17 protein-coding genes and 1 rRNA gene are annotated in these 19,734 nt (G+C 69.8%); 9 read left to right on the plus strand and 9 right to left on the minus strand.

Going from position 1 to position 19,734, the window contains the following annotated elements; genetic code table 11:
* Positions 1 to 114 (plus strand): 5S ribosomal RNA (gene rrf / locus U3653_RS07840); the annotation flags it as partial.
* A gap of 66 nt (positions 115 to 180) precedes the next feature.
* Here the strand turns inward: rrf and U3653_RS07845 are convergent.
* Positions 181 to 1,164 (minus strand): helix-turn-helix domain-containing protein, encoded by a 984-nt coding sequence (locus U3653_RS07845; RefSeq protein WP_323124105.1) that lies wholly within the window; start codon positions 1,162 to 1,164, stop codon positions 181 to 183.
* Here U3653_RS07845 and U3653_RS07850 point away from each other — a divergent pair.
* Positions 1,164 to 1,955, plus strand: a complete 792-nt coding sequence (locus U3653_RS07850) for an SDR family oxidoreductase (protein ID WP_195078971.1) — start codon at positions 1,164 to 1,166, stop codon at positions 1,953 to 1,955. The two genes, U3653_RS07845 and U3653_RS07850, sit on opposite strands and share 1 nt — an antisense overlap.
* Before the next feature lies 1 nt (position 1,956).
* The gene (locus U3653_RS07855; RefSeq protein WP_195078972.1) at positions 1,957 to 3,033 is read left to right on the plus strand and encodes an NAD(P)H-dependent amine dehydrogenase family protein; all 1,077 of its coding nucleotides are present in this window, start codon (positions 1,957 to 1,959) and stop codon (positions 3,031 to 3,033) included.
* 603 nt (positions 3,034 to 3,636) lie between these two features.
* Here the strand turns inward: U3653_RS07855 and U3653_RS07860 are convergent.
* The gene (locus U3653_RS07860; protein ID WP_195078973.1) at positions 3,637 to 4,689 is read right to left on the minus strand and encodes an aminotransferase class V-fold PLP-dependent enzyme; all 1,053 of its coding nucleotides are present in this window, start codon (positions 4,687 to 4,689) and stop codon (positions 3,637 to 3,639) included.
* 98 nt (positions 4,690 to 4,787) lie between these two features.
* Positions 4,788 to 5,264, minus strand: a complete 477-nt coding sequence (locus tag U3653_RS07865) for a nuclear transport factor 2 family protein (RefSeq protein ID WP_195078974.1) — start codon at positions 5,262 to 5,264, stop codon at positions 4,788 to 4,790.
* A gap of 169 nt (positions 5,265 to 5,433) precedes the next feature.
* Here U3653_RS07865 and U3653_RS07870 point away from each other — a divergent pair, with 169 nt between their 5' ends.
* The 3 genes from U3653_RS07870 to U3653_RS07880 all read left to right on the plus strand — a co-directional run bounded on the left by U3653_RS07870 (position 5,434) and on the right by U3653_RS07880 (position 7,658).
* Positions 5,434 to 5,694, plus strand: a complete 261-nt coding sequence (locus U3653_RS07870; RefSeq protein ID WP_195078975.1) for a three-helix bundle dimerization domain-containing protein — start codon at positions 5,434 to 5,436, stop codon at positions 5,692 to 5,694.
* 145 nt (positions 5,695 to 5,839) lie between these two features.
* Entirely contained in the window at positions 5,840 to 6,571 is a 732-nt protein-coding gene (locus tag U3653_RS07875; protein WP_323124104.1) for an IclR family transcriptional regulator, read from the plus strand.
* A gap of 190 nt (positions 6,572 to 6,761) precedes the next feature.
* Positions 6,762 to 7,658, plus strand: coding sequence for an expansin EXLX1 family cellulose-binding protein (locus U3653_RS07880; protein ID WP_195078977.1), 897 nt, complete (start codon positions 6,762 to 6,764; stop codon positions 7,656 to 7,658).
* Positions 7,659 to 7,663: 5 nt separating this feature from the next.
* Here U3653_RS07880 and U3653_RS07885 read toward each other — a convergent pair whose 3' ends face one another.
* Complete coding sequence (locus U3653_RS07885; protein ID WP_195078978.1) at positions 7,664 to 9,343, minus strand: FAD-binding dehydrogenase; 1,680 nt, start codon at positions 9,341 to 9,343, stop codon at positions 7,664 to 7,666.
* Entirely contained in the window at positions 9,340 to 9,978 is a 639-nt protein-coding gene (locus U3653_RS07890; protein WP_195078979.1) for a TetR/AcrR family transcriptional regulator, read from the minus strand. The genes U3653_RS07885 and U3653_RS07890 overlap by 4 nt, the downstream gene beginning before the upstream one ends.
* Before the next feature lie 196 nt (positions 9,979 to 10,174).
* Here U3653_RS07890 and U3653_RS07895 point away from each other — a divergent pair, with 196 nt between their 5' ends.
* Entirely contained in the window at positions 10,175 to 11,179 is a 1,005-nt protein-coding gene (locus tag U3653_RS07895; RefSeq protein WP_195079411.1) for a zinc-binding alcohol dehydrogenase family protein, read from the plus strand.
* A 147-nt stretch (positions 11,180 to 11,326) separates the two neighbouring features.
* The gene (locus U3653_RS07900) at positions 11,327 to 11,983 is read left to right on the plus strand and encodes a cutinase family protein (protein WP_195078980.1); all 657 of its coding nucleotides are present in this window, start codon (positions 11,327 to 11,329) and stop codon (positions 11,981 to 11,983) included.
* Positions 11,984 to 12,043: 60 nt separating this feature from the next.
* Here U3653_RS07900 and U3653_RS07905 read toward each other — a convergent pair whose 3' ends face one another.
* The 4 genes from U3653_RS07905 to U3653_RS07920 form a co-directional block, all read right to left on the minus strand.
* A complete protein-coding gene (locus U3653_RS07905; RefSeq protein ID WP_195078981.1) occupies positions 12,044 to 14,068 on the minus strand; it encodes an SDR family oxidoreductase in 2,025 nt (674 codons plus the stop codon).
* Between the two features lie 301 nt (positions 14,069 to 14,369).
* Positions 14,370 to 16,073, minus strand: a complete 1,704-nt coding sequence (locus U3653_RS07910; RefSeq protein WP_195078982.1) for a bifunctional metallophosphatase/5'-nucleotidase — start codon at positions 16,071 to 16,073, stop codon at positions 14,370 to 14,372.
* Between the two features lie 84 nt (positions 16,074 to 16,157).
* Positions 16,158 to 16,814 (minus strand): biliverdin-producing heme oxygenase, encoded by a 657-nt coding sequence (locus U3653_RS07915; RefSeq protein ID WP_195078983.1) that lies wholly within the window; start codon positions 16,812 to 16,814, stop codon positions 16,158 to 16,160.
* 106 nt (positions 16,815 to 16,920) lie between these two features.
* A complete protein-coding gene (locus U3653_RS07920; RefSeq protein ID WP_195078984.1) occupies positions 16,921 to 18,441 on the minus strand; it encodes a threonine/serine exporter family protein in 1,521 nt (506 codons plus the stop codon).
* A 138-nt stretch (positions 18,442 to 18,579) separates the two neighbouring features.
* Here U3653_RS07920 and U3653_RS07925 point away from each other — a divergent pair, with 138 nt between their 5' ends.
* Positions 18,580 to 19,434: an LLM class F420-dependent oxidoreductase gene (locus U3653_RS07925; protein WP_195079412.1), complete on the plus strand. Its 855-nt coding sequence runs from the start codon at positions 18,580 to 18,582 to the stop codon at positions 19,432 to 19,434.
* The last annotated feature ends 300 nt before the right edge of the window (positions 19,435 to 19,734 follow it).

The following is a 19,734-nucleotide window of genomic DNA, read 5'->3' on the forward strand; positions in this document are numbered from 1 at the left end:
GGCGGTCATAGCGGTGGGGAAACGCCCGGTCCCATTCCGAACCCGGAAGCTAAGCCTGCCAGCGCCGATGGTACTGCACTCGACAGGGTGTGGGAGAGTAGGACACCGCCGGAACATCCTTTCACGAAAGGCCCTCGACACAGTCGAGGGCCTTTCGTCGTTTCTGGAAAATTCCAGGAATTACTTGCCATGCCGGCCGGCGGTGAGCGCGGTCGTCAATTCGGCTGCCGTGCCGCGCGTCGCATCGATGAATTCGTCGCGTTCCACGCGCGTCGTCGCGGCACGCAGCGGTCCCAGCTGAATTTCGTAGGCCGCGGTGCCGCTCGCGTCGAAAACCGGGGCCGCGAGATAACTCAGCGGCAATATGTCGTCCGAATCCAATTCCGCCCGCGTGAAAGGCCGGGACGTGAGCGCGGCGAGCTGGCGAAGAGCGCGAGTACGCAGATGCGGTCGAAGCAATTCGGATCCGACCGCGCCGAGCAGATCGGCGAGAAGATCGACCATGCCCGCATCATCCGCGCGCGGCCGGAACACCGCGACCCCGCGTTCGTGCACCAACGCCAGCAGCGCACCCGCCATACGCTGATCCGCCCCGGTGGCAGTGCCCAGCCAGGTGTTCTGCTCATTCGCCGGACGCCACGGCATCACACTGGCCCCGGCGGGGAATTGCAGCGGAATGCGATGTCCCACCGGGATTCCCGGCACCACTCGGTCGACGCCGTGCCGGACGTCGAGCACGGTGAGCCGATCCGGTTCGATGCGGCTGAACGTGGCGCCGTAACCGGTCCGGGCGGCCAGGCCGGCGAGAAGTTCGCCCACGTCATGGGGAAGCGCGGCCCCGTGCAATCCCACCAGAGCCGGACCGATGCCGTAACCGCGCGCCGGATCGCGCACGACCCAACCGGCCGTATCCAATTCGGCCAGGATCGCGGTCGCGGTCGCGCGGGCTATGCCCAGCCGTTCGGCGATGCCTGCGACGCTGATCGGCTCCCCGGAAGTCGCCAGCAGCGACACGATATCGACGACGCGACGCGTCGGCGGCGACGCGGATCGGTCCGGCATGGCGGCAACCTCTTGTCCCGGCTCGGGTGAGCGACCTACGATGACGAATATTAGATCACAGACTGTCGAATATTCGTCAGTTCGACGGGTAGGGAGCGCCAATGATTCTGGATCGGTTCCGCATCGATGATCAGGTCGCCATAGTCACCGGCGCGGGTCGTGGCCTGGGCGCGGCTATCGCGGTCGCTTTCGCGGAGGCGGGCGCGGATGTCGTCATCGCCGCCCGCACCAAGAGCCAGCTCGACGAGGTTGCCGAGCGGGTCGCCGCCGCCGGACGGCAGGCGCACGTGGTGCCCGCGGATCTGAGCGACGCCGAGGTCACGGCGGCGCTCGCCGGGGCGGCTGTCGAACGCTTCGGGCGATTGGACATCGTGGTCAACAACGTGGGCGGCGCGCTGCCGTGCCCGCTGTTGGACACGACGCCGCAGGCATTGACGGAAGCCTTCGAATTCAATGTCACCAACGCGCACGCCCTGGTCAGGGCGGCGGTGCCGCGCATGCTCGAAACAGCAGGTGGCGGGTCGATTCTCAACATCACGTCCACGATGGGGCGGCTGCCAGGACGTGCGTTCGCGGCATACGGCACCGCCAAGGCCGCTCTCGCCCACTACACCAAACTCGCCGCCCTCGATCTGAATCCGCGTATCCGGGTCAACGCCATCGCGCCGGGCTCCATCCTGACCTCCGCGCTGGAGGTGGTCGCCGCGAACGACGCCATGCGGGCGGAGTTGGAGTCGAAAACGCCGCTGCACCGGATCGGCGAACCCGAGGACATCGCCGCGGCCGCGCTCTATCTGGTGTCGCCCGCGGGCAAGTACCTCACCGGCAAGATTCTCGAGCCGGACGGAGGCTTGATCGTTCCCAACCTCGACCTCCCGATCCCGGACCTGTGACATGACATATCGCGTAGTGCAATGGGGCACCGGCAATGTGGGCAGGCATGCCCTGGCCGGCGTGATCGCCCATCCCGAACTGGAATTGACCGGCGTGTGGGTGTCCGGTCCCGCCAAAAGCGGCACGGATGCCGGAACGCTCGCGGGGCTGGATCATCCGGTGGGAGTCACCGCGACGACCGACGCGGACGCGTTGCTCGCGTCGCGTCCGGACTGCGTCGTCTACTGCAGCATGACCGACAACCGGCTCTTCGAGGCCGTGCAGGATCTGCAGCGCATCCTTGCCGCGGGGATCAATGTCGTCGCGTGTGCCCCCGTGTTCTTCCAGTATCCCTACGGTGTGCTGCCCGACGAGCTGCTGAAGCCGGTGGAAGAGGCGGCAGGGCAGGGCAATTCGTCGCTGTGGGTGAACGGCATCGACCCAGGTTTCGCCAACGACCTGCTGCCGCTCGCGCTCGCGGGGACCTGTCTGCGCATCGACCAGCTGCGCTGTCTGGAGATCGTGGACTACGCCAGCTACGACAATCGCGCGGTCATGTTCGACATCATGGGCTTCGGCAAGCCCATGGACGAGACGCCCATGCTGTTGCAACCCGGCGTGCTGTCGCTCGCCTGGGGCGGCACGGTTCGTCAGCTCGCGGCCGGGATCGGGGTCACCCTCGACGCCGTCACGCAGACCTACGAGCGCATCCCCGCGCCGGAGTCGTTCGACATCGCGACCGGGCACATCGCCGAGGGCACCGCGGCGGCGCTGCGCTTCGAAGTCAGGGGCATGGTCGGGGACACGCCCGTCACGGTGCTCGAGCACGTGACCCGGCTGCGCCCCGACCTGTGTCCCGACTGGCCGCAGCCGGCGGACCCGGAGGGCTCCTACCGCGTCGAGATCACGGGCGAGCCGAATTACGCGCTGGACCTGGTGACCTCGAGCCGCAACGGGGATCACAACTACGCGACCGTCCTGGCGACCGGCCTGCGCATCGTCAACGCCATTCCCGCGGTGGTCGCGGCACCCGCCGGAATCCGCACCGCGCTGGATCTCCCGCTGATCACCGCTCCCGCGCACCGCCCTGGCCGGTGATCGCCGCGTCGGCTGCGCGGAGGTTCCGGCTCGATCGGGTTCCCAACTGATTCGGGGCGGCGGTTCGGCGGTCCGCGACCGGCGGCGGGGCTTCAAGGCATGCCGCGCCGCCGGTCCCGACCCGCCCGGCGGTCGCGGCCGCCACGGGGACTGACATCAGGATCAGGGCGGACCCGAGCACGGTAGACCGGGGGACCCGCAACCGCACCCTCGGTCGCGGGTCCAACACTGGATCTGCCGGACGGCTTCGGAACCGGCACTGCTCTGCTCCCGCAAGCCCATCAGTCCCAGCGCCTGACTGCTGCTCGACCGATCAGGACCAGGACGGACCGAGCACAGTAGGCCGGCTCTCGGCACGAGCAGTCCCCGCTCGACCTCAGCCTTCGGCCAGCGCGCGCAGCAGAGTGTTTTTGCCAGACCCGCTGCGGCCGATCGGACCGCGGTCACGCGCTGGAGCTGACAGGCTCGCGGGAGCAGTGCCCGCTCGACCTCATCCGCGAGCTCCAGTCGCGGGTCCGCAGTCGAGATGCGGTTGCGGACCCACCGGCCTACCGTGCTCGGGTCTGCCCCCGGTGGTCCCGGTCGGGCAGCAGGCGGCGGGATCTACCCGGCGCGCAGTGCGGACAGCGCCCGTTCGACATCTTCGGCGCTGTTGTAGAAATGGAAGGCGAACCGCAGACCGCCGCCACGGGCCGAGGCGACCACCTCCGCCTGTTCGAGCCGGGCCGCCAGATCGCCCGCGCCAGGAACGGAGACGATCGGCGAGCGCGCATCGACCGGCTCGAAACCCAGTGCGCGCAGTCCCGCTCGGAAATCGTCGGCGAGTTCCAGGTCGTGTGCGCCGATCTTGTCGACGGTGAGTTCTTCGATCAGCGACAACCCTGCCAGCGCGGCCACGACGCCGAGCCAGTCGGGCGTCGTGTCGAAACGCCGTGCCGTCGCGGGTAGCGCGCTGGGGCGGTAGAGCTCCGCCCAGCGGTCCTCGGCGGCATACCAGCTGGAGCCGATCGGGCGCAGCTGCGGGACGAGTTCGGGCGGCGTGGCCAGGAACGCGACGCTGCGCGCGCCGATCAGCCATTTGAAGCTGGCGCAGACCCAATAGTCCGCGTCGGCGAAGCGCAGTGGCAGCCAGCCCGCGGCCTGGGTGGCGTCCACGAGCAGGCGCGCGCCGTTGGCTCGGGTGACCGCGCGCAGTTCGGCGAGATCGGTGACCCGGCCGTCCGCGGATTGCACGACGCTCACCGCCACCAGCGCGGTCTCCGGCCGCACCTGGGCGGCCAGCTCCGCCAAGGGCGCGAACCGCACGGCCAGGTCGCCCCGGTAGACGAAAGGCATGGACACCGAGGCGAATTCGCCTTCCGGCAGCAGCACCTCCGCGCCGGGTGGCAGTGCCGCGGCCACGGGCGCGATCAGCCCCGCGACACCGCTGCCGAGCGCTATGTCGTCGGCGGTAGCGCCGTCGAGCAGCCGGGCGAACCCCGCGCGCAGGTCGGGTACCAGCAGGTCCACCTGGGAGGTCGGCCCGTTGCGGCCGGTCGCCCAGCTCGCGCTGGCATCGCGCACCGCGGCAAGGGCGCGGGCGGACGGCAGACCGAAGGAGGCGGTGTTCAGATAGGTGATCTCGGGAGTGAACTCGTCAGGCGCTAGCGAGGGCATGGTGGCAGCATCCGCCGGGCGGCGCGGGACCGTCCAGCGCCACCGGGCGGATAGTGGACCGATTTCGCGCGACTATCGGGTGGCGCCCGGTGCGCCCGTCACTTGTCCGGCGCCCACATGTTGGACAGCAGGTGGAAGCTGGGTGTGTCCGACAGCGACTGCATGGATTCGTAGACGCGCCGGTAGGCCGTGGAGGCGATGCGCCACTTGCCGTCGGCGTCGCGGCGGTAGGTGTCGGTGTAGTAGCCGGCCCCCCGGATCAGCACCCCGTACTCGGTGGCGATCACGGTGTCCTCGAACGCCCAGGATCCGGTGGCCGTCGCGCCGTCGACGACGATCTCGGGGTGGTTGGCGATATGGACCGTGACCAGCGAGGGCCCGAGGTTCTCCCGCATGAACGCGGTGATGGCCGAACGGCCGTCGAGCTGTAGCGGCTCGCCCATGGCGTGCGTGCCGTAGCGCCCCTGCGCGTCCGCGGCGAGGGTGTCGGCGAACTCGTCCCACTCTTTGAGGTCGAGGGTGCGGAAGTAGCGATACTTCAGCTGGCGGACGGCTTCGATGGCGTCGAGATCCATCTGTCGAGCCTGGCACGCGCAGCTTCCACAGACAAGAACGTGTTCTATTTTGGTGGATTTCGGCCGAGGGTGTCGAGCCGGCACGACCGGGTATTCGTGGGACGGGCGTTGCCGTGCGGTCACGGCAGCGCCGAGGTGCCCGATCTCGTCACGACCAGGGGAATTCGCGATGACCGACCGTCCCGCCACCCACCAGCCGAGCCAGGAAACCGCCCTCGATCAGGAACTCGCGCTGAAAGCTGCCGCGCGGCGCTTGGAGAACGAATTCGGCGGCGTCGTCAGCGAAGCCGCGATCGAGGACCATCTCCAGGCCTCCTACGACCAGGTCGCCGACCACGCCACCGTGGTCGGTTTCTTGCCGCTGCTGGCCGAGCGGAACACCCGCGAGTGGCTGTTCGCCCAGGCTGATTCCGGGCACGGGTCCGCTTAGTGCCCTCTAAGCTCTACGCGAGCACGCGTGGAGGTTGTTGGCAATGACGGTCGAGGTGATGACCGATCCCGAGCCGGGGGAGTTACCGTACGGATCAGGATCGGCAGCACGACCGAGCCCGCCTCCGGTATCGATGATCGAGCGGATGACGCTGATTCTGGAGGCGTTCGACGGCGCTACGCCGACGCTCACCCTCGTCGAACTGTCCGAGCGCACCGGGCTGCCGCGCTCGACCGTGCATCGCATCCTCGATCAATTGGTCCGGTTGCGCTGGCTGGCGCACGCGCCCGGCGGTTACCGTCTCGGCCTGCGCACACTGGAGTTGGGCGGCCTCGCCGCCGACCACAACGAGATCCGCGACGCGGTGAGTCCGCTGCTGCACGACGTGTGCCTGCAGACCGGCATGGTCGGCCACCTCGGCGTTCTGGACGGCCACGATGTGCTGTACCTGGACAAGATCGGCGGCCGGATCGCCGCGAGCGTGCCCACCCGGCTCGGCGGCCGGATGCCGGCGCACAGCACCGCCCTCGGCAAGGCGCTGCTGGCGACGCTGGACCCGAGCATCGTGGAGGCGTCCTTCCGGGATCGCCTGCCCCAGTTGACCGCCCGCACGCTCGCCGACCGCTCCGAACTGCATCGCGAACTCGGCCGCATCCGCAACCGCCAGGGCGTCGCCGTCGACAACGAGGAATCCGTGCCCGGCATCACGTGCGTGGCCGTGCCGATTCGCGGTCGCGGCGCGGCGGTGGCCGCGGTGTCGCTGTCGAGCCGGGCCTGCGCCGACGTGGCGGCGCCGGACACCGCGCGGCTGGCTCGTGCGCTGGCCGAGATCGCCCGTGAGGCAGCGCGAACCCTCTGCCCTCGATACAGGCGGTGAAGGGGGCCTGCTCCGGTGCGCACGGGCCACGCCCGGATCATTTCCGATCCGCGGCTGCCGTCGCTGAGTGGAATGGCCGGAATTAGCGGCGCACTTGCTGAATCGCCTGCCTTTCACTGCGGATAATTTTCGTTCGCCGTGCGCGGCGGCGGCCGGGCTGCTTTCCTGGTGAGGTCAGGATGGAAAGTCCGTGAGCAGCCGAGCCGGAGCCGGGGGAGCGATGCACCGGGTACCGATCCAGGAGCGACCATTCCGTGCCGAATGGCTATGGTTTGCCGCAGGAGCGCTGGCCACCCTCGCGGTGGTCGTCTGGCTGGTGCGGCCGTCGGCGCCGACCTGCGGCGCCGCGCGTCCGCTCGACGAGGTGTCCGCACCGTCCCGATTCCCGGTGTCCGCGGTGACTTTCGCGCCGATCGGGCCGGATATGTCCGCCGAGGCGCGCTACTACGTGTTCGGCAGACAGGTCTCGTGCTCGTTCCGTGCGCTGCCGCCCGACGGCTACTATGCCGGGCTGTCCACTCCCGGCTACGGGCGCGCCGACCTCTGCGGGGCCTATCTGGACATCGCGGGTCCACGCGGGTCGGTCCGGGCGATGGTGGTCGACCACTGCCCGGCATGCGCTCCGGGGCAACTGGATCTGAGCGCGGCGGCGTTCGAGCGGATCGCCGATCCGCGCGACGGCGTGGCGCGGGTCGGCTACCGCTTGGTCCGCGACCCGCAACCGGCGCAGGAGTTGACCTACGAGGTACAACCGGATTCCTCCGCGTCCTGGTTCGGCATCCTGTTCGGCGGCACCGGGAATCCGTTGCGCGAAGCGGCTGTTCGCCCAGCCGATGGCGGCCCGTGGCGACAGCTCACCCGCCGAGGGGACAACTATTGGACCATCTCCGGTGCTGGCCCCGGCCCGTTCACCGCGCGCGTGACGGACGTCTTCGGTAACGAGGCCGAGATCGCCGAGGTGGTGGTGGAACCGGGCCGGTATCCGGCGGGTACCCGGCTCTATTCGGGCGCGCCGTCTTTCGCGTCGTCGCCGTCGCTCGCGACCGCGACGGGGCCCGTCACGGTCGCGTCCGGCTGCCGGCGATAGGCCGATCAGGCCAGTTTCGCGGCGAGCGCGCGCCCTGCGGCCCGGCCGGAGAAGATGCACCCCCCGAGAAAGGTGCCCTCGAGCGCGTTGTAGCCGTGCACCCCGCCGCCGCCGAATCCGGCGACCTCACCCGCGGCGTACAGGCCGGGGAACACCGTGCCGTCCGGCCGGACCACCTGCGAATCCAGGTCCGTCTGCAGGCCGCCCAAAGTCTTGCGGGTGAGGATGTTGAGCCGCACGGCGATCAGCGGGCCCGCGGCGGGATCGAGGATGCGGTGGGGTTTGGCGACCCGGCCCGCCCGGTCGCCGAGGTACCGGCGCGCGTTGGCGATCGCCATGAGCTGGCTGTCCTTGCCGTATTTGTTCGCCAGTTCCCGGTCGCGCGCGATGATCTGGCGTTCCAGGTCGTCGTAGTCGAGCTGGGGTCCGCGCGCGATCTTGTTCATGCCCTCGACCAGCTCGCGCAGCGTGTCCGCGACGACGAAATCGGCACCGTGCCGCTTGAACGCCTCCACCGGGCCCGGCGCGCCCTTGGCGACGCGGCTCTTCAGGGTGAGCTTGAGGTCCTTGCCGGTGATGTCCGGGTTCTGCTCGGAGCCCGACAGCGCGAACTCCTTCTCGATGATCGACTGGGTGAGCACGAACCAGGAGTAGTCGTAACCCGTCTTCAGGATCTCCTTCATGGTCGTGTTCGTATCGAATCCGGGAAAACACGGCGCGGGCAGGCGCTTGCCGTTGGCGTCGAACCACAGCGAGGACGGCCCGGGGATGATCCGGATGGCGTGGTCGGGCCAGATCGGGTCCCAGTTGACGATGCCCTCGGTGTAGTGCCACATGCGATCCCGGTTGACGATGGCGCCGCCAGCGGCCTCGGTGATGGCGAGCATCCGGCCGTCGACGTGCGCGGGCACGCCGGAGATCATGGTCTCCGGGCACGGGCCCAGTCGCTCGGTGGGCCAGTTGCGCCGGATCAGCTCGTGGTTGTGGCCGATTCCGCCGGAAGCCACGATCACGGCCTTGGCGCGCAACTCGAACCCGCCGACTTCGGTCCTGGACGAGGCGCGGCCGCGTTCCAGATCGGTGTCCTCCAGCACGGCGCCGCGCACGCCGATCACCGCGCCGTCCTCGACGATCAATTCGTCCACCCGGTGGCGGAAACCGAAGCGGACCAGCCCGCGCCGCTCGCCCTCGAGCACCGGCTCGGCGAAGACCCGCACCACCTCCGGGCCGGTGCCCCAGGTGAGGTGGAAGCGCGGCACCGAGTTGCCGTGCCCGTCGGCGCCCGCGCCGCCGCGTTCGGCCCAGCCGACCAGCGGCGTCACGCGCAGGCCGAGTTCGCGCAGATAGTCCCGCTTCTCGGTGGCGGCGAACCGCACGTACGCCTGCGCCCACTGCCGGGCCCATTTGTCCTCGTCGTCGCGGTCGAACCCGGCCGAGCCGAGCCAGTCCTGCAGGGCCAGCTCGTAGGAGTCCTCGATGCCGAGACGCCGCTGCTCCGGGCTGTCGACGAAGAAGAGCCCGCCCAGCGACCAGAACGCCTGGCCGCCGAGATTGTTGCGGTTCTCCTGGTCCAGCACGTGCACCGTGCGGCCGGCCTTGACCAGTTCGTGCGTGGCGACCAGGCCGGCCAGCCCGGCGCCGACGACGAGGACGTCCACTTCGGGGCTGCTGTGGGACATGTTCATCCTTCGGTTGCGGTGCTGTAGGCCAGCACGACGTGGTGGAAGAGTTCGGTGCGGCGCTCGCGCACGGCCTGGTTGTCCGGCTCCATCAGCACCTGCACGCTGGTGCCGTCGTGCACGGCGATGAGCGCTTGCCCGAATGCCTCCGGATCGGGCACGATGCGGCCGCCGCGGGCGAGCGCAGCGACGATCGTCGGCATGAGGGCTGCGACGATGGCCTCCTCGCGGGCGGCCATCACTCGGCGCAGCGCGGGGGTGCGCAGGGCGTGCGCGGTGAATTCGGCCGTGATCCGGTACCAGCCCTCATCGACCGGCACCGCGCGTTCCAGCCGCTGGACCGCGGCGCGGATGTCGTCGGTGCCCTCGGCCGCGATCTCGTCCAGGATGGCGCTCGCCTGCGTGAGCATCGCGGTGGAGCGCTGCTCCCACATGGCCAGGAACAACTCGTCCAGCGAGCTGAAGTTCGAGTAGAACGCTCCGCGGGTGAATCCGGCGCGCTCACACACCCGCTCCACGGTGGCGCGGCCGAAGCCCTCCTCGGCGAACGCCTCGTAGGCGGCGGTGAGCAGCCGGTTCCTGGTTTCGGCGCGGCGGCGGGTGACCCGGGCCGGCGCGGCCTGCGCGGCGTCGGACGTCATCGGGCACCTCCTCGTTCGGGTGCATTGGATACAGGAATGTACTCGATACAGGAATGTATCAGAGGTCGTCGGGCTGCGTGCCGTATTTCCCGAGTAGGGTGATTCCGGCGCTGGCTACCGCCGGGGTGCCCCATCCGTGTCGATCCGATCGGTGCGAGGTGATCCGATGAGCGAAGTTCGCAGCGATGCGCCCGCGATGCGCTGCTGGCGGGTGCGCAGGCCCGGTGCGATCGAGAGCGGGCCGCTGGACGCGCAGCGCGCACCCGTCCCCGAACCCGGTCCCGGGGAGCTGCTGGTGCGTGTGCTGGCCTGCGGAGTGTGCCGGACCGACTTGCATGTGGCCGAAGGCGACCTTCCGGTGCACCGCCCCGGGGTGGTGCCGGGGCACGAGGTCGTCGGCGAGGTGGCCGCGCTCGGGCCGGCCGCGGAGGGGGAGGGCTTCGCGGTGGGGGACCGGGTGGGCATCGCCTGGCTGCGGCACACGTGCGGGGAGTGCAAGTTCTGCCTGCGCGGAGCGGAGAACCTCTGTCCGCATTCGGCCTACACCGGCTGGGATGCCGACGGCGGTTACGCCGAATTTGCTTGTGTCCCAGCGGCATACGCACTGCGCCTGCCCGCCGGGTACTCCGACGCCGACACCGCTCCGCTGTTGTGCGCGGGCATCATCGGGTACCGCGCGCTGCTACGGGCCGCGGTGCCGCCGGGCGGGCGGCTGGGCATCTACGGTTTCGGCGGCAGCGCCCACATCGCCGCTCAGGTGGCCGCCGCACGCGGAGCGCAGGTGCACGTGATGACCAGGGACCCGGCGGCGCGGGAGCTGGCCGCCGCGCTGGGTGCGGCCTCCGTGCAGGGGGCGGCGGATCCCCCTCCGGTGCCGCTGGATTCGGCGATCCTGTTCGCGCCCGTCGGTGAACTGGTGCCGCCCGCGCTCGCGGCGCTCGATCGGGGCGGAGTCCTCGCCGTCGCCGGTATCCATCTCAGCGACATTCCCGCATTGAACTACCAGCGGCATCTGTTCCAGGAACGGGAGATTCGCTCGGTGACCGCGAATACCCGCGCGGACGCTCGCGAATTCCTGGCTTTCGCGGGCGAACACCGGATACATCTGACCACGCACGGGTATTCCCTGGACATGGCCGATCGGGCGCTCGCCGACCTCGCGCGCGGACGATTCGCCGGAGCGGCAGTTCTCGTCCCGTAGAACACGATTCGGCGCTGACTCCGTATCGGTCGGATGGAGTTGCTTGACGACCGGCGAAGCCGTTCCTACCTTCGCGGATATAGCCGAGTAATTGTCACTGACAAGTGTCGCTCGGCTGTCTCACAACGGCGTGAGTAGGTGAGCACGATGGCCAACCGGAAGGTAATCCAGTTCGAGAAGTGGCGTGTGGCAAGGGCATTCGCCGTGCTACTGCTCGCAGCGGCGTTCGGGGCCGCGACGGGCATGCACGCATGGGCGGCGTCCTGCGCGGCGGTCGACGTCGTCGTCGCGAGAGGCACCCATGAACCCGGATATCTGGGTTCGGTGGTGGGCGACCCGCTCTACGACGCACTGTGGCAGACGCTTCCGATCGATTCGCAGGCCTATCGGGTGGACTACCCCGCCGACCTGCTCGACCCGTCCTCCATCAGCCGCGGCACCCAGGACATGACCGCTCACGTGATCTGGCAGGCGGCGAGGTGCCCCGACCAGCGGTTCATCCTGGTCGGCTTCTCGCAAGGCGCCGTCGTCACCCACGGGGTGCTCGGCACCGGCATCGTGACGGTGCTCGGTGGCATCCACACACTGCCCGCGGATCTGGAATCCCGGGTGGCCGCGGTGCTGCTGTTCGGCGACCCGATCCGGCTGATCGGCTGGAACGTGCCGGACCCATACGCCTGGCGGACCGGAAACTACTGCGCGAGCGGCGATCCGGTGTGTGAAGGCGGCATCCGTCCGGCTGCGCACACGGACTACCGGTGGGCCATGCGGCCCGCCGTGGCGTTCGCGGTGGACCGGGTGTGACATCCCGGAACGACAGGGTGGGACCGGTTCGAACCCGGCCCCACCCTCAGCTGTGCGCGGCTACCACTGCAGACCCGGAACGACCCGCGCGACGCGCGCCGCGGGCCTTGGCAGCGCCATGAGCGGCATGATCACCGGAGCCAGCGCGGACAGCGGGCCGCCGGACGCCTCGGTGGCGGGCGACGACTCGGCCGGACGGTCGTGCGAGTCGCCGCGCGCCGCGCGGGACTCCCCGAACAACCGGAAACCCTGGTGCATGATCTGCCGCTTCACCGACGGCATCAGCAATTCGACCGCCTGGGCGAAGGTGCCGACCGGCGTGTCGATGCGATGCGGCCGGTCCTCGAGCGCGCGCACCACGATCGCGGCGGCCTGATCCGGATCCGGCACCGGAAGCGCGCGGTACAGGTCGGTCGGCGCGATCATCGGGGTCCGCACCAGCGGCATCCGCACCGAGGTGAACGTGATCCCGGCATCCCGGTTCTCCACCGCCGCGATCTCGCTGAAGTTGTCCAGCGCCGACTTGCTCGCCACGTAGGCGGCGAACCGGGGCACCTTGGTCTGCACCGCGATCGAGGAGATGTTGACCACGTGCCCGAAGCGGCGCGCCCGCATCGACGGCAGCAGTCCGAGGATCAACCGCACGGCGCCGAAGTAGTTCACCGCCATGGTGCGCTCGAAATCGTGCATCCGGTCGGTCGAATTGAGCACGGAGCGGCGGATCGAGCGGCCCGCGTTGTTCACCAGGTAGTCGACGTGGCCGTGGTCGTCGAGGACGCACTGCACCAGCTTCTCGACCGCTTCGGAGTCGGTGATGTCGCACGGATAGGTATGCGCGACACCGCCTTCCCCGCGCACCGCCTCGGCGGCGGCCGCGAGGTCGTCGTGCCCGCGCGCGACCATGAGGACCGTGGCGCCGCGCCGGGCGACCGCGTGCGCGGTGGCCAGACCGATCCCGGAGGACGCGCCGGTGATGAGCACGATCCGTCCGGCGAGCGGGTCGCCGGTGACCGACACGCGGCCGCGCTGCGGGTCGAGGTGATCGCGCCAGTACTGCCACAACCGCTCGGCGTAGCTGTCGAACGACGGCACGGTCAGACCGGCGCCGCGCAGCTGGGCGCGGGTGGAGTCGCTGATGAACTCCGCGGAGAACGAGGTGTGCGGAGCGACTTCGGCGGGGATGCCCACCTGTTCGAGCAGGAAATCGCGCACGGTGGTGACGCCGGGGATGTGTGCGAGGCCGCTGAGGGCCAAGCCGCTGCCGGGCACCGTGCCCAGGCCGGTCGGGGCGCCCGCCGCCGCGGCGAGCGCGCGGTACACCTCCGCGAACGGCTGCGGTTCCGGGTTGACCAGGTGGAAGGTCCGTCCGTCCAGGCCGGGGCGGCGGATCAGTTCTCCCATGGCGGCCGAAACGTAATCGACCGGAACGATATTGGTCGCGCCGAGATCGGGCAGCGGCAACGGCAGATCGGACGGCAGCGTGGCCAGCCGCGCGATCGCGCCGAAGAAGTAGTAGGGGCCGTCGATCTTGTCCATCTCGCCGGTGCGGGAATCGCCCACGATGATCGCGGGCCGATAGACCCGCCAGCGCACCCCGCGCGACTCGCGGACCAGCTTCTCGGCGGCGAACTTGGTGCGGTGGTACGGCGAGGTCAGCTGCTGCCCGAGGTCGAAGTCCTCCTCGAAGAACTTGCCCTTGTGGTCGCCCGCCACCGCCACGGAGGACACGTGGTGCAGCACCGCGCCCAGTTCGGCGGCCAGGGCCAGCACCGAACGCGTGCCGGTGACGTTCGCGGCGTGCGCGGTGTCCTCGTCGGCCGTCATGTCGTAGACGGCGCCGAGGTGAACGATGTGGTCGGCCTGCGGCGCCTCGCACGCCAAGCCGAGTCCTTCGGCGGTGAGATCGCCGATCAGGGCGTAGACCCGTTCGGCGCCGCGCCAGCCCGAGGCGATATCGGTGAACTTCCCCAGCGACGTCTCACGCACCAGCACGTGGACGATCGCTTCCGCGTCGTGGTCGAGCAGGTCTTGCACAACCCGCCTGCCGAGGAATCCGGTTCCGCCCGTCACGATGTAAGTGGCCATCGCACTCTCCTGCTGTTCACTCGAACCTTGTTGTCGCACAAGTCATCCGGCATGCGGCAATGGATGCGGACAGCGTGATTCGGCCCCCAGCGACAGACGTCGGGCCGAAAGTAGGAACACCTTCGTCCTGACTTATTACTGAAGAGTAATCGACCGCTCTCGACCCCGGCAAGCGATCATGAGCCGTTCACCATGTGGGACTGATCACCCGTCTGCGCAGGTCAAACGGTATGTGTTACAAAGATTTCCAGTTACCCGGATTCTGGTCGGGTGTCCAGCAAATAGATGGCGTCCGGTGCCGCTACTTCTTCTCGACGCGGGCGGGCGGCGTCTGCAGTGGAGGCTTGTCGCGCAGGAACGTCTCGAGGGCGTCCAGGTCGGTCGGGCCCACCGCGGTATCGGTGCCCTCGGTGAAGACGGTGAATCCGTCGCCCCCCGAGGCCAGGAAGTTGTTGGTCGTGATGCGATAGGTGGCGACCGGGTCGAGCGGCCGGCCCGCGATGCGGACGCTGTCCGCGATCACCTTCGCGCCCGCGGGGGCGGTGGCGGAGTAGGCGTAGCCGATCCCCGCCGGAGAGAGGATCGTCGCTCTGCCGGAGTCGTTCCACTGCTGTTCCAGCAGGCGCAGGAGCTGGCTGCCGGTCAGCGTGAGCGTGACGACCTGGTTGCCGAACGGTTGGACGGTGAAGAGGTCGCCGTAAGTGACCTGTCCCTGCTTCAGGTCCGCGCGCACGCCGCCGGGGTTCATGAAGGCGGCGACGGCGGCGGACGGACCCGCCGTGACCGACAGCATGGAATCGGCGATCACATCGCCCAGTGGTGAGGTGCCCGCAGGCGCCGGATCGTGCGGGAGAGTGGTCGCGGTCGCGCCGACCACGCGGCCCGCGCGCGGGCGCGACTGTTCGGTGTAGAAATCGATCAGCGCGGTGGTCTCCGCGTCGGGCGTCACCTCGCGGGTGACCACGCGGTTGACCGCCGAGGCGTGCACGCCGTCGCTGCCGAAACGCAGCGTGACATCGGTGATGAGCCGCCCGTACGAGGCCGCCTGGGTGATCACCTTGCCGCCGATGGTGCACACGTAGGGCTGGTGGCTGTGCGCGGTGAAGACCGTCCGGACCGCGGGGTCGATGCGCTCGGCCAGTCCCGTGACGTTCGGCGTGACGTTCGCGCAACCGTTGTAGTCCAGCGCCGCGTCCCGCTCTGGCCGCTGGGAACCGCCGTCGTGCACCAGCGCCACGATCGCCTCGGCGCCCGCCGCCTTCAGCTCCGGCACGTAGCGGTTGATCGCGGCGGCTTCGTCGCCGAAGTGGAAGCCCCGGATCCCTTCGGGCAGCACGATACTCGCGGTTTCGGGCGTGACCGTGCCGACTACGCCGATGCGGTGGCCGCCCACCTCCAGCATGGTCCACGGACGCAGCGCGGGCGGCAGGTTGCCCTGCGCGTCGGTGACGTTCGCCGCCAGATAGGGAAACTTCGCGCCGGTGAACGGGGCGCCGGGAGAACATCCGTCGTAGGCGCACCCGCCGCGCTGCAAGCGCGCCAATTCCAGTACGCCGTCGTCGAATTCGTGATTGCCGACCGCGGACGCGGCCACTCCCACGTGATCGAGGAAGTCGATCGTCGGCTCGTCGTGGAACAGGCTGGAGATCAGCGGACTGGCCCCGATGTTGTCCCCGGCCGCCAGCACGGCGCTGGACGGATACGCCGCCTTCAGCCGGGCGAGATGGGTGGCGAGGTACGCGGCTCCGCCCGCCTCGTAGTGCGCGATCTTGCCGTTGGATCCGCTCGGCGGCTGCAGATTCCCGTGCAGGTCGTTGAAGCCGAACAGGTGCACCTCGTCCGGTTGCGCCCCGCGCAGGTCGTTCGTCGAGATCAGGGGCACGATCCCGGCGACCGTCGACGGGCCGGGACCACTGCCGGGATCGGACGTCGTGCCGCAACCCCCTACCAGACCGGCGCCGGCGAGACCGGCAAGAATCACGGCGATGCGACGGCGCGCTCTCATACCATGACTGTCCCACGGCGGCGGCGTTCGCGCACGACGGCCGAAATGCGGCGCGGCACAAGGGGATGCGCCGTGCCGGTCCGGCTACTGCGCGTCCGGGAACTGTTCGGCGAGTTCCTCGAAGACCGCGGTGTTCATCGCGAAAGCGCGCTTGCCCTCGTCGAGCACGCGGCGGCGTTCCAGGTCGTCGAGGTCCAGCTGGTCGAGCAGGCCGCGGTATTCCCGCTTGAACGCCGCCGGATTACCCACGCCGTCGAAGACGTAGAAGCGGACTCCGTCGCCGCGATGGGGCAGGTTCCACAGCTTCTCCGCGGTGCCGCGGATGACCTGCCCACCGGACAGGTCGCCGAGATAACGGGTGTAGTGATGGGCGATGTACCCGGCGGGCCACTCGCGCGCGCACTCGTCGATGCGTTCGGCGTAGGCGGCGGTGGCCGGCAACGGTTCCAGGCCGGTTCGCCAGCCGGGACCGAGCAGATGCGTGAGGTCGCGCTCGAGTTCGGCGGTGCGGGCCAGCTCGGGCCGGATGAACGGCCCGGCCACCGGGTCGTCGGCCAGCGTGGCCCACCGCTGTTCGAGCGCGCGATAGATGAACCAGAGCTGACCGGTGTAGCGGTGATACGAGTCGACACCGAGCGATCCGCCGAGCATGTCGCTCATGAAGCGGGAGTTCTCCGCCTCCGCATGCTGTTGCGCGGTGGCGGTGCGGATCTGCGTCGAGAACGGCACTGCTTCCGACATGTCCGAACCACCTCACCTCACACCGGGGCGCCGCCCGATCGCGGCGCCCTGACCAGTTCGATATGAGGTTACCGGGCGGGCGTTCGGCGCGCATGCGCCTCGCGGCTCACTGCGCCGGCGCCGAACGGCGGCGGCGCCGCACGATCGGGCGGCGCAGCGAGCCGAACCGGCGCAGTATCCGCGGTCTGCGCACGGTGCGGTCGCACCATTCGCCGAGGGTGACGCCCGCCGCGAGCGCGCAGCCGATGCCGAAGGCCGACAGCAGCTGATTGCCCCCGATCAGCAGTTCGTCGTTGAGCAGCGCGTAGAGCCCGCGGTAGACCTTGAGGCCGGGAAGCAGCGGAGTGATGCCCGCGACGGCGACGACCAGCGGCGGTGTCAGCGCGCGGCGGGCCATCAGGCCACCGGCCAGGCCGACCAGCGTCGCCGCGACGCCGGAGGAGATGACGGGGCCGAAACCCGCCTCCTGGATGGCGAGGAAGCAGATGATGCCAGCGGCGCCGCTGCCCGCCGCTGCGGCCAGCGCCCGTCGTTCGGCGTAGCAGGCGAGCGCGAACGCCAGGGCGGCCACCGCACCGGCCAGGATCTTCACCGGCAGGTCGGTGAGGTCGCGGGAGGAGGTCAGATAGACCGGCGGCACGGTGGCGTCGAGGAGATCGGCGATGCGCAGGGTGAGCGCGATGCCCGCGATGATGCCGCCGGTCATCATCATCACCTCCAGCATGCGGGCCGTTGCGGTGATCGGCGCGCCGGTTATCGCGTCCTGCACCGAGCCGACCAGCTGCAATCCACTGAGCAACACGGTGATTCCGGCCGCGATGATCAGGGTCGGGTCGACGTCGATCCGCAGGCGCGCGGCCAGGCTCGCCAGCACGATGGCCGGGATCGCCGCGATGGCCCCGCCCACCATGTGCTGGAAGAAGAACGGCAGCCCGTAGCGATTGAGGACGCGATTGGCGCGGTCGATCGCCGCGGTGGTCGCGAAACTGACCGCGGCCACGAGGGCGCCCGCGCCGAGCAGCGCCGCGATCGCCGCCGCCATCAGCGACCACGCCGCGGTGGCCGTCCACCGGTGATACGGGTGTGGCGCCGAGGTGATCGCGTCCAGTGCGGCGCGGGCCTGCTGCGGCGGGACCACCTCGTTGCGAATCCGGCGGGTGAGCCGGTCCACGGCGGCGAGCCGGGTGAAATCCAGGGCGCGGTAGTGCACGATCCGCATCGTGCTGGCCGGGGGCAGCGCGGGGCCGCGGTCGGCCCAGATGCGGATGGCGTCGTAGGTGACGTCGATGCTGCAACGGGACAGCCCGTAGGTGGCGGCGATGAACCGCACCGTCGTGGTGGTGTCCACCACGCCGGTGCCTGAGGCCAGCACCACTTCGCCGACCCGGACCGCGAGGTCGAGGACCTCGGCGACCCTGGCGTCGTCGGTGAGGTCGATCGGCTGCAACGGCGTCGGCGCGGTGACGATGGTGTCCGCGGTCGCCTGCCGGTCCGCGACCAGCAGGCCGACGGCCTGGGTGACGACCGGAATCGGCCGGGCGCGCCGCAGGCGAAGCCCGCGACGCCAGCCGAAGTGATCCACCCGTTCGGTGGTGGGATCGCCTACGGAAGTTGCGTCAGGACTCATGGAGGCGAACCTAGTCATCGGATGACTTCTCGGCATCCGTGCGGGTCGCGGCGGGCGCGCCGGTTGTGCCCGGCCCCTTGGTGCCCCCGGCGATCCGTGGTAGAACTTGTTCTAATTTCGGCGATGGGAGCGCGTACGGTGCGGTACGGAATCGTGTTGTTCACCAGCGATCGGGGCATCACCCCCGCGGACGCGGCGGTGGCCGCCGAGCGTGCCGGATTCGACACGTTCTATGTGCCCGAGCACACCCACATCCCGGTGGTCCGTGCCGCGGCGCACCCGCGCACCGGCGACGCGAGCCTGCCGGACGACCGCTATCTGCGGACCCTGGACCCGTGGGTCGCGCTGGGCACCGCCGCTTCGGTGACCGAGCGCATCGGATTGTCCACCGCGGTGGCGCTGCCCGCCGAACACCATCCGATCACGTTGGCCAAGACCATCGCCTCGCTGGATCATCTCTCCGGCGGCCGGGTCAGCCTCGGTGTCGGATTCGGCTGGAACACCGACGAACTGGCCCACCACGGCGTGCCGGCGGGCAAGCGCAGGACGGTGCTGCGGGAGCACCTGGAGGCGATGCGCGCGCTGTGGACCGAAGAGGAGGCCCGCTTCGACGGCGAGTTCGTCACCTTCGGCGCGAGCTGGTCCTGGCCGAAGCCGGTGCAGAAGCGCATTCCCGTCCTGCTCGGCGCGGCGGGCACCGAGAAGAATTTCACCTGGCTGGCGAAGCACGCCGACGGATGGATCACCACACCCACCGAGGACGACCTGGACCAGAAGATCGCTCTGCTGCACCGGGTATGGCGCGAGCAAGAACGCGCCGACAGCCCCGAGGTCGTGGCGCTGGCCGGGCGGCACGACGCCGCGCAACTGGCGCGCTGGGCCGGATCCGGGGTCACGGAAGCGGTTTTCGGACTGCCCGACCGTTCCGCGGAGGATGTGCGGGCCTATCTCACCCGCCTGGCGGGGAAGCTGGGGATCGAGCACGCCGGGTGACACGCCGGCGCATCCTCGCCGACGGACTGGTTGAGGCGCTCGGGGCGCGCCCACCGGCGTGACTGTGAGGGTGCGGCCCGGGTCGCTCATCGTGGGGGCTGGGCCCGTGTCGCGCTGAAAGCTCGAACGCCATGGGCAGCACGACCTGTCCCGTCGCGTTACGCAGCTCGACCGCCCTGGCGTCGGCCTCGACGCGAACGTGCCCGCGTCGAGGACGGCTCGGGTGCGCGATCGTCGGTGCAGGTTTCCAGTGGCCGGGGAAGCGGCCCGCGCGAAGCGGATTCGCGCGGGCCACGAGCC

The sequence above is a fragment of the Nocardia implantans genome (assembly GCF_035544775.1).
GTDB lineage: Bacteria > Actinomycetota > Actinomycetes > Mycobacteriales > Mycobacteriaceae > Nocardia > Nocardia implantans.

Coding starts and splice junctions, on each gene's coding strand:
- U3653_RS07850 (WP_195078971.1), top strand. CDS start 1,164: ATGATTCTGGATCGGTTCCGCATCGATGATCAGGTCGCCATAGTCACC.
- U3653_RS07855 (WP_195078972.1), top strand. CDS start 1,957: ATGACATATCGCGTAGTGCAATGGGGCACCGGCAATGTGGGCAGGCAT.
- U3653_RS07860 (WP_195078973.1), bottom strand. CDS start 4,689: ATGCCCTCGCTAGCGCCTGACGAGTTCACTCCCGAGATCACCTATCTG.
- U3653_RS07865 (WP_195078974.1), bottom strand. CDS start 5,264: ATGGATCTCGACGCCATCGAAGCCGTCCGCCAGCTGAAGTATCGCTAC.
- U3653_RS07870 (WP_195078975.1), top strand. CDS start 5,434: ATGACCGACCGTCCCGCCACCCACCAGCCGAGCCAGGAAACCGCCCTC.
- U3653_RS07875 (WP_323124104.1), top strand. CDS start 5,840: ATGACGCTGATTCTGGAGGCGTTCGACGGCGCTACGCCGACGCTCACC.
- U3653_RS07885 (WP_195078978.1), bottom strand. CDS start 9,343: ATGAACATGTCCCACAGCAGCCCCGAAGTGGACGTCCTCGTCGTCGGC.
- U3653_RS07890 (WP_195078979.1), bottom strand. CDS start 9,978: ATGACGTCCGACGCCGCGCAGGCCGCGCCGGCCCGGGTCACCCGCCGC.
- U3653_RS07895 (WP_195079411.1), top strand. CDS start 10,175: ATGCGCTGCTGGCGGGTGCGCAGGCCCGGTGCGATCGAGAGCGGGCCG.
- U3653_RS07900 (WP_195078980.1), top strand. CDS start 11,327: ATGGCCAACCGGAAGGTAATCCAGTTCGAGAAGTGGCGTGTGGCAAGG.
- U3653_RS07905 (WP_195078981.1), bottom strand. CDS start 14,068: ATGGCCACTTACATCGTGACGGGCGGAACCGGATTCCTCGGCAGGCGG.
- U3653_RS07910 (WP_195078982.1), bottom strand. CDS start 16,073: ATGAGAGCGCGCCGTCGCATCGCCGTGATTCTTGCCGGTCTCGCCGGC.
- U3653_RS07915 (WP_195078983.1), bottom strand. CDS start 16,814: ATGTCGGAAGCAGTGCCGTTCTCGACGCAGATCCGCACCGCCACCGCG.
- U3653_RS07920 (WP_195078984.1), bottom strand. CDS start 18,441: ATGAGTCCTGACGCAACTTCCGTAGGCGATCCCACCACCGAACGGGTG.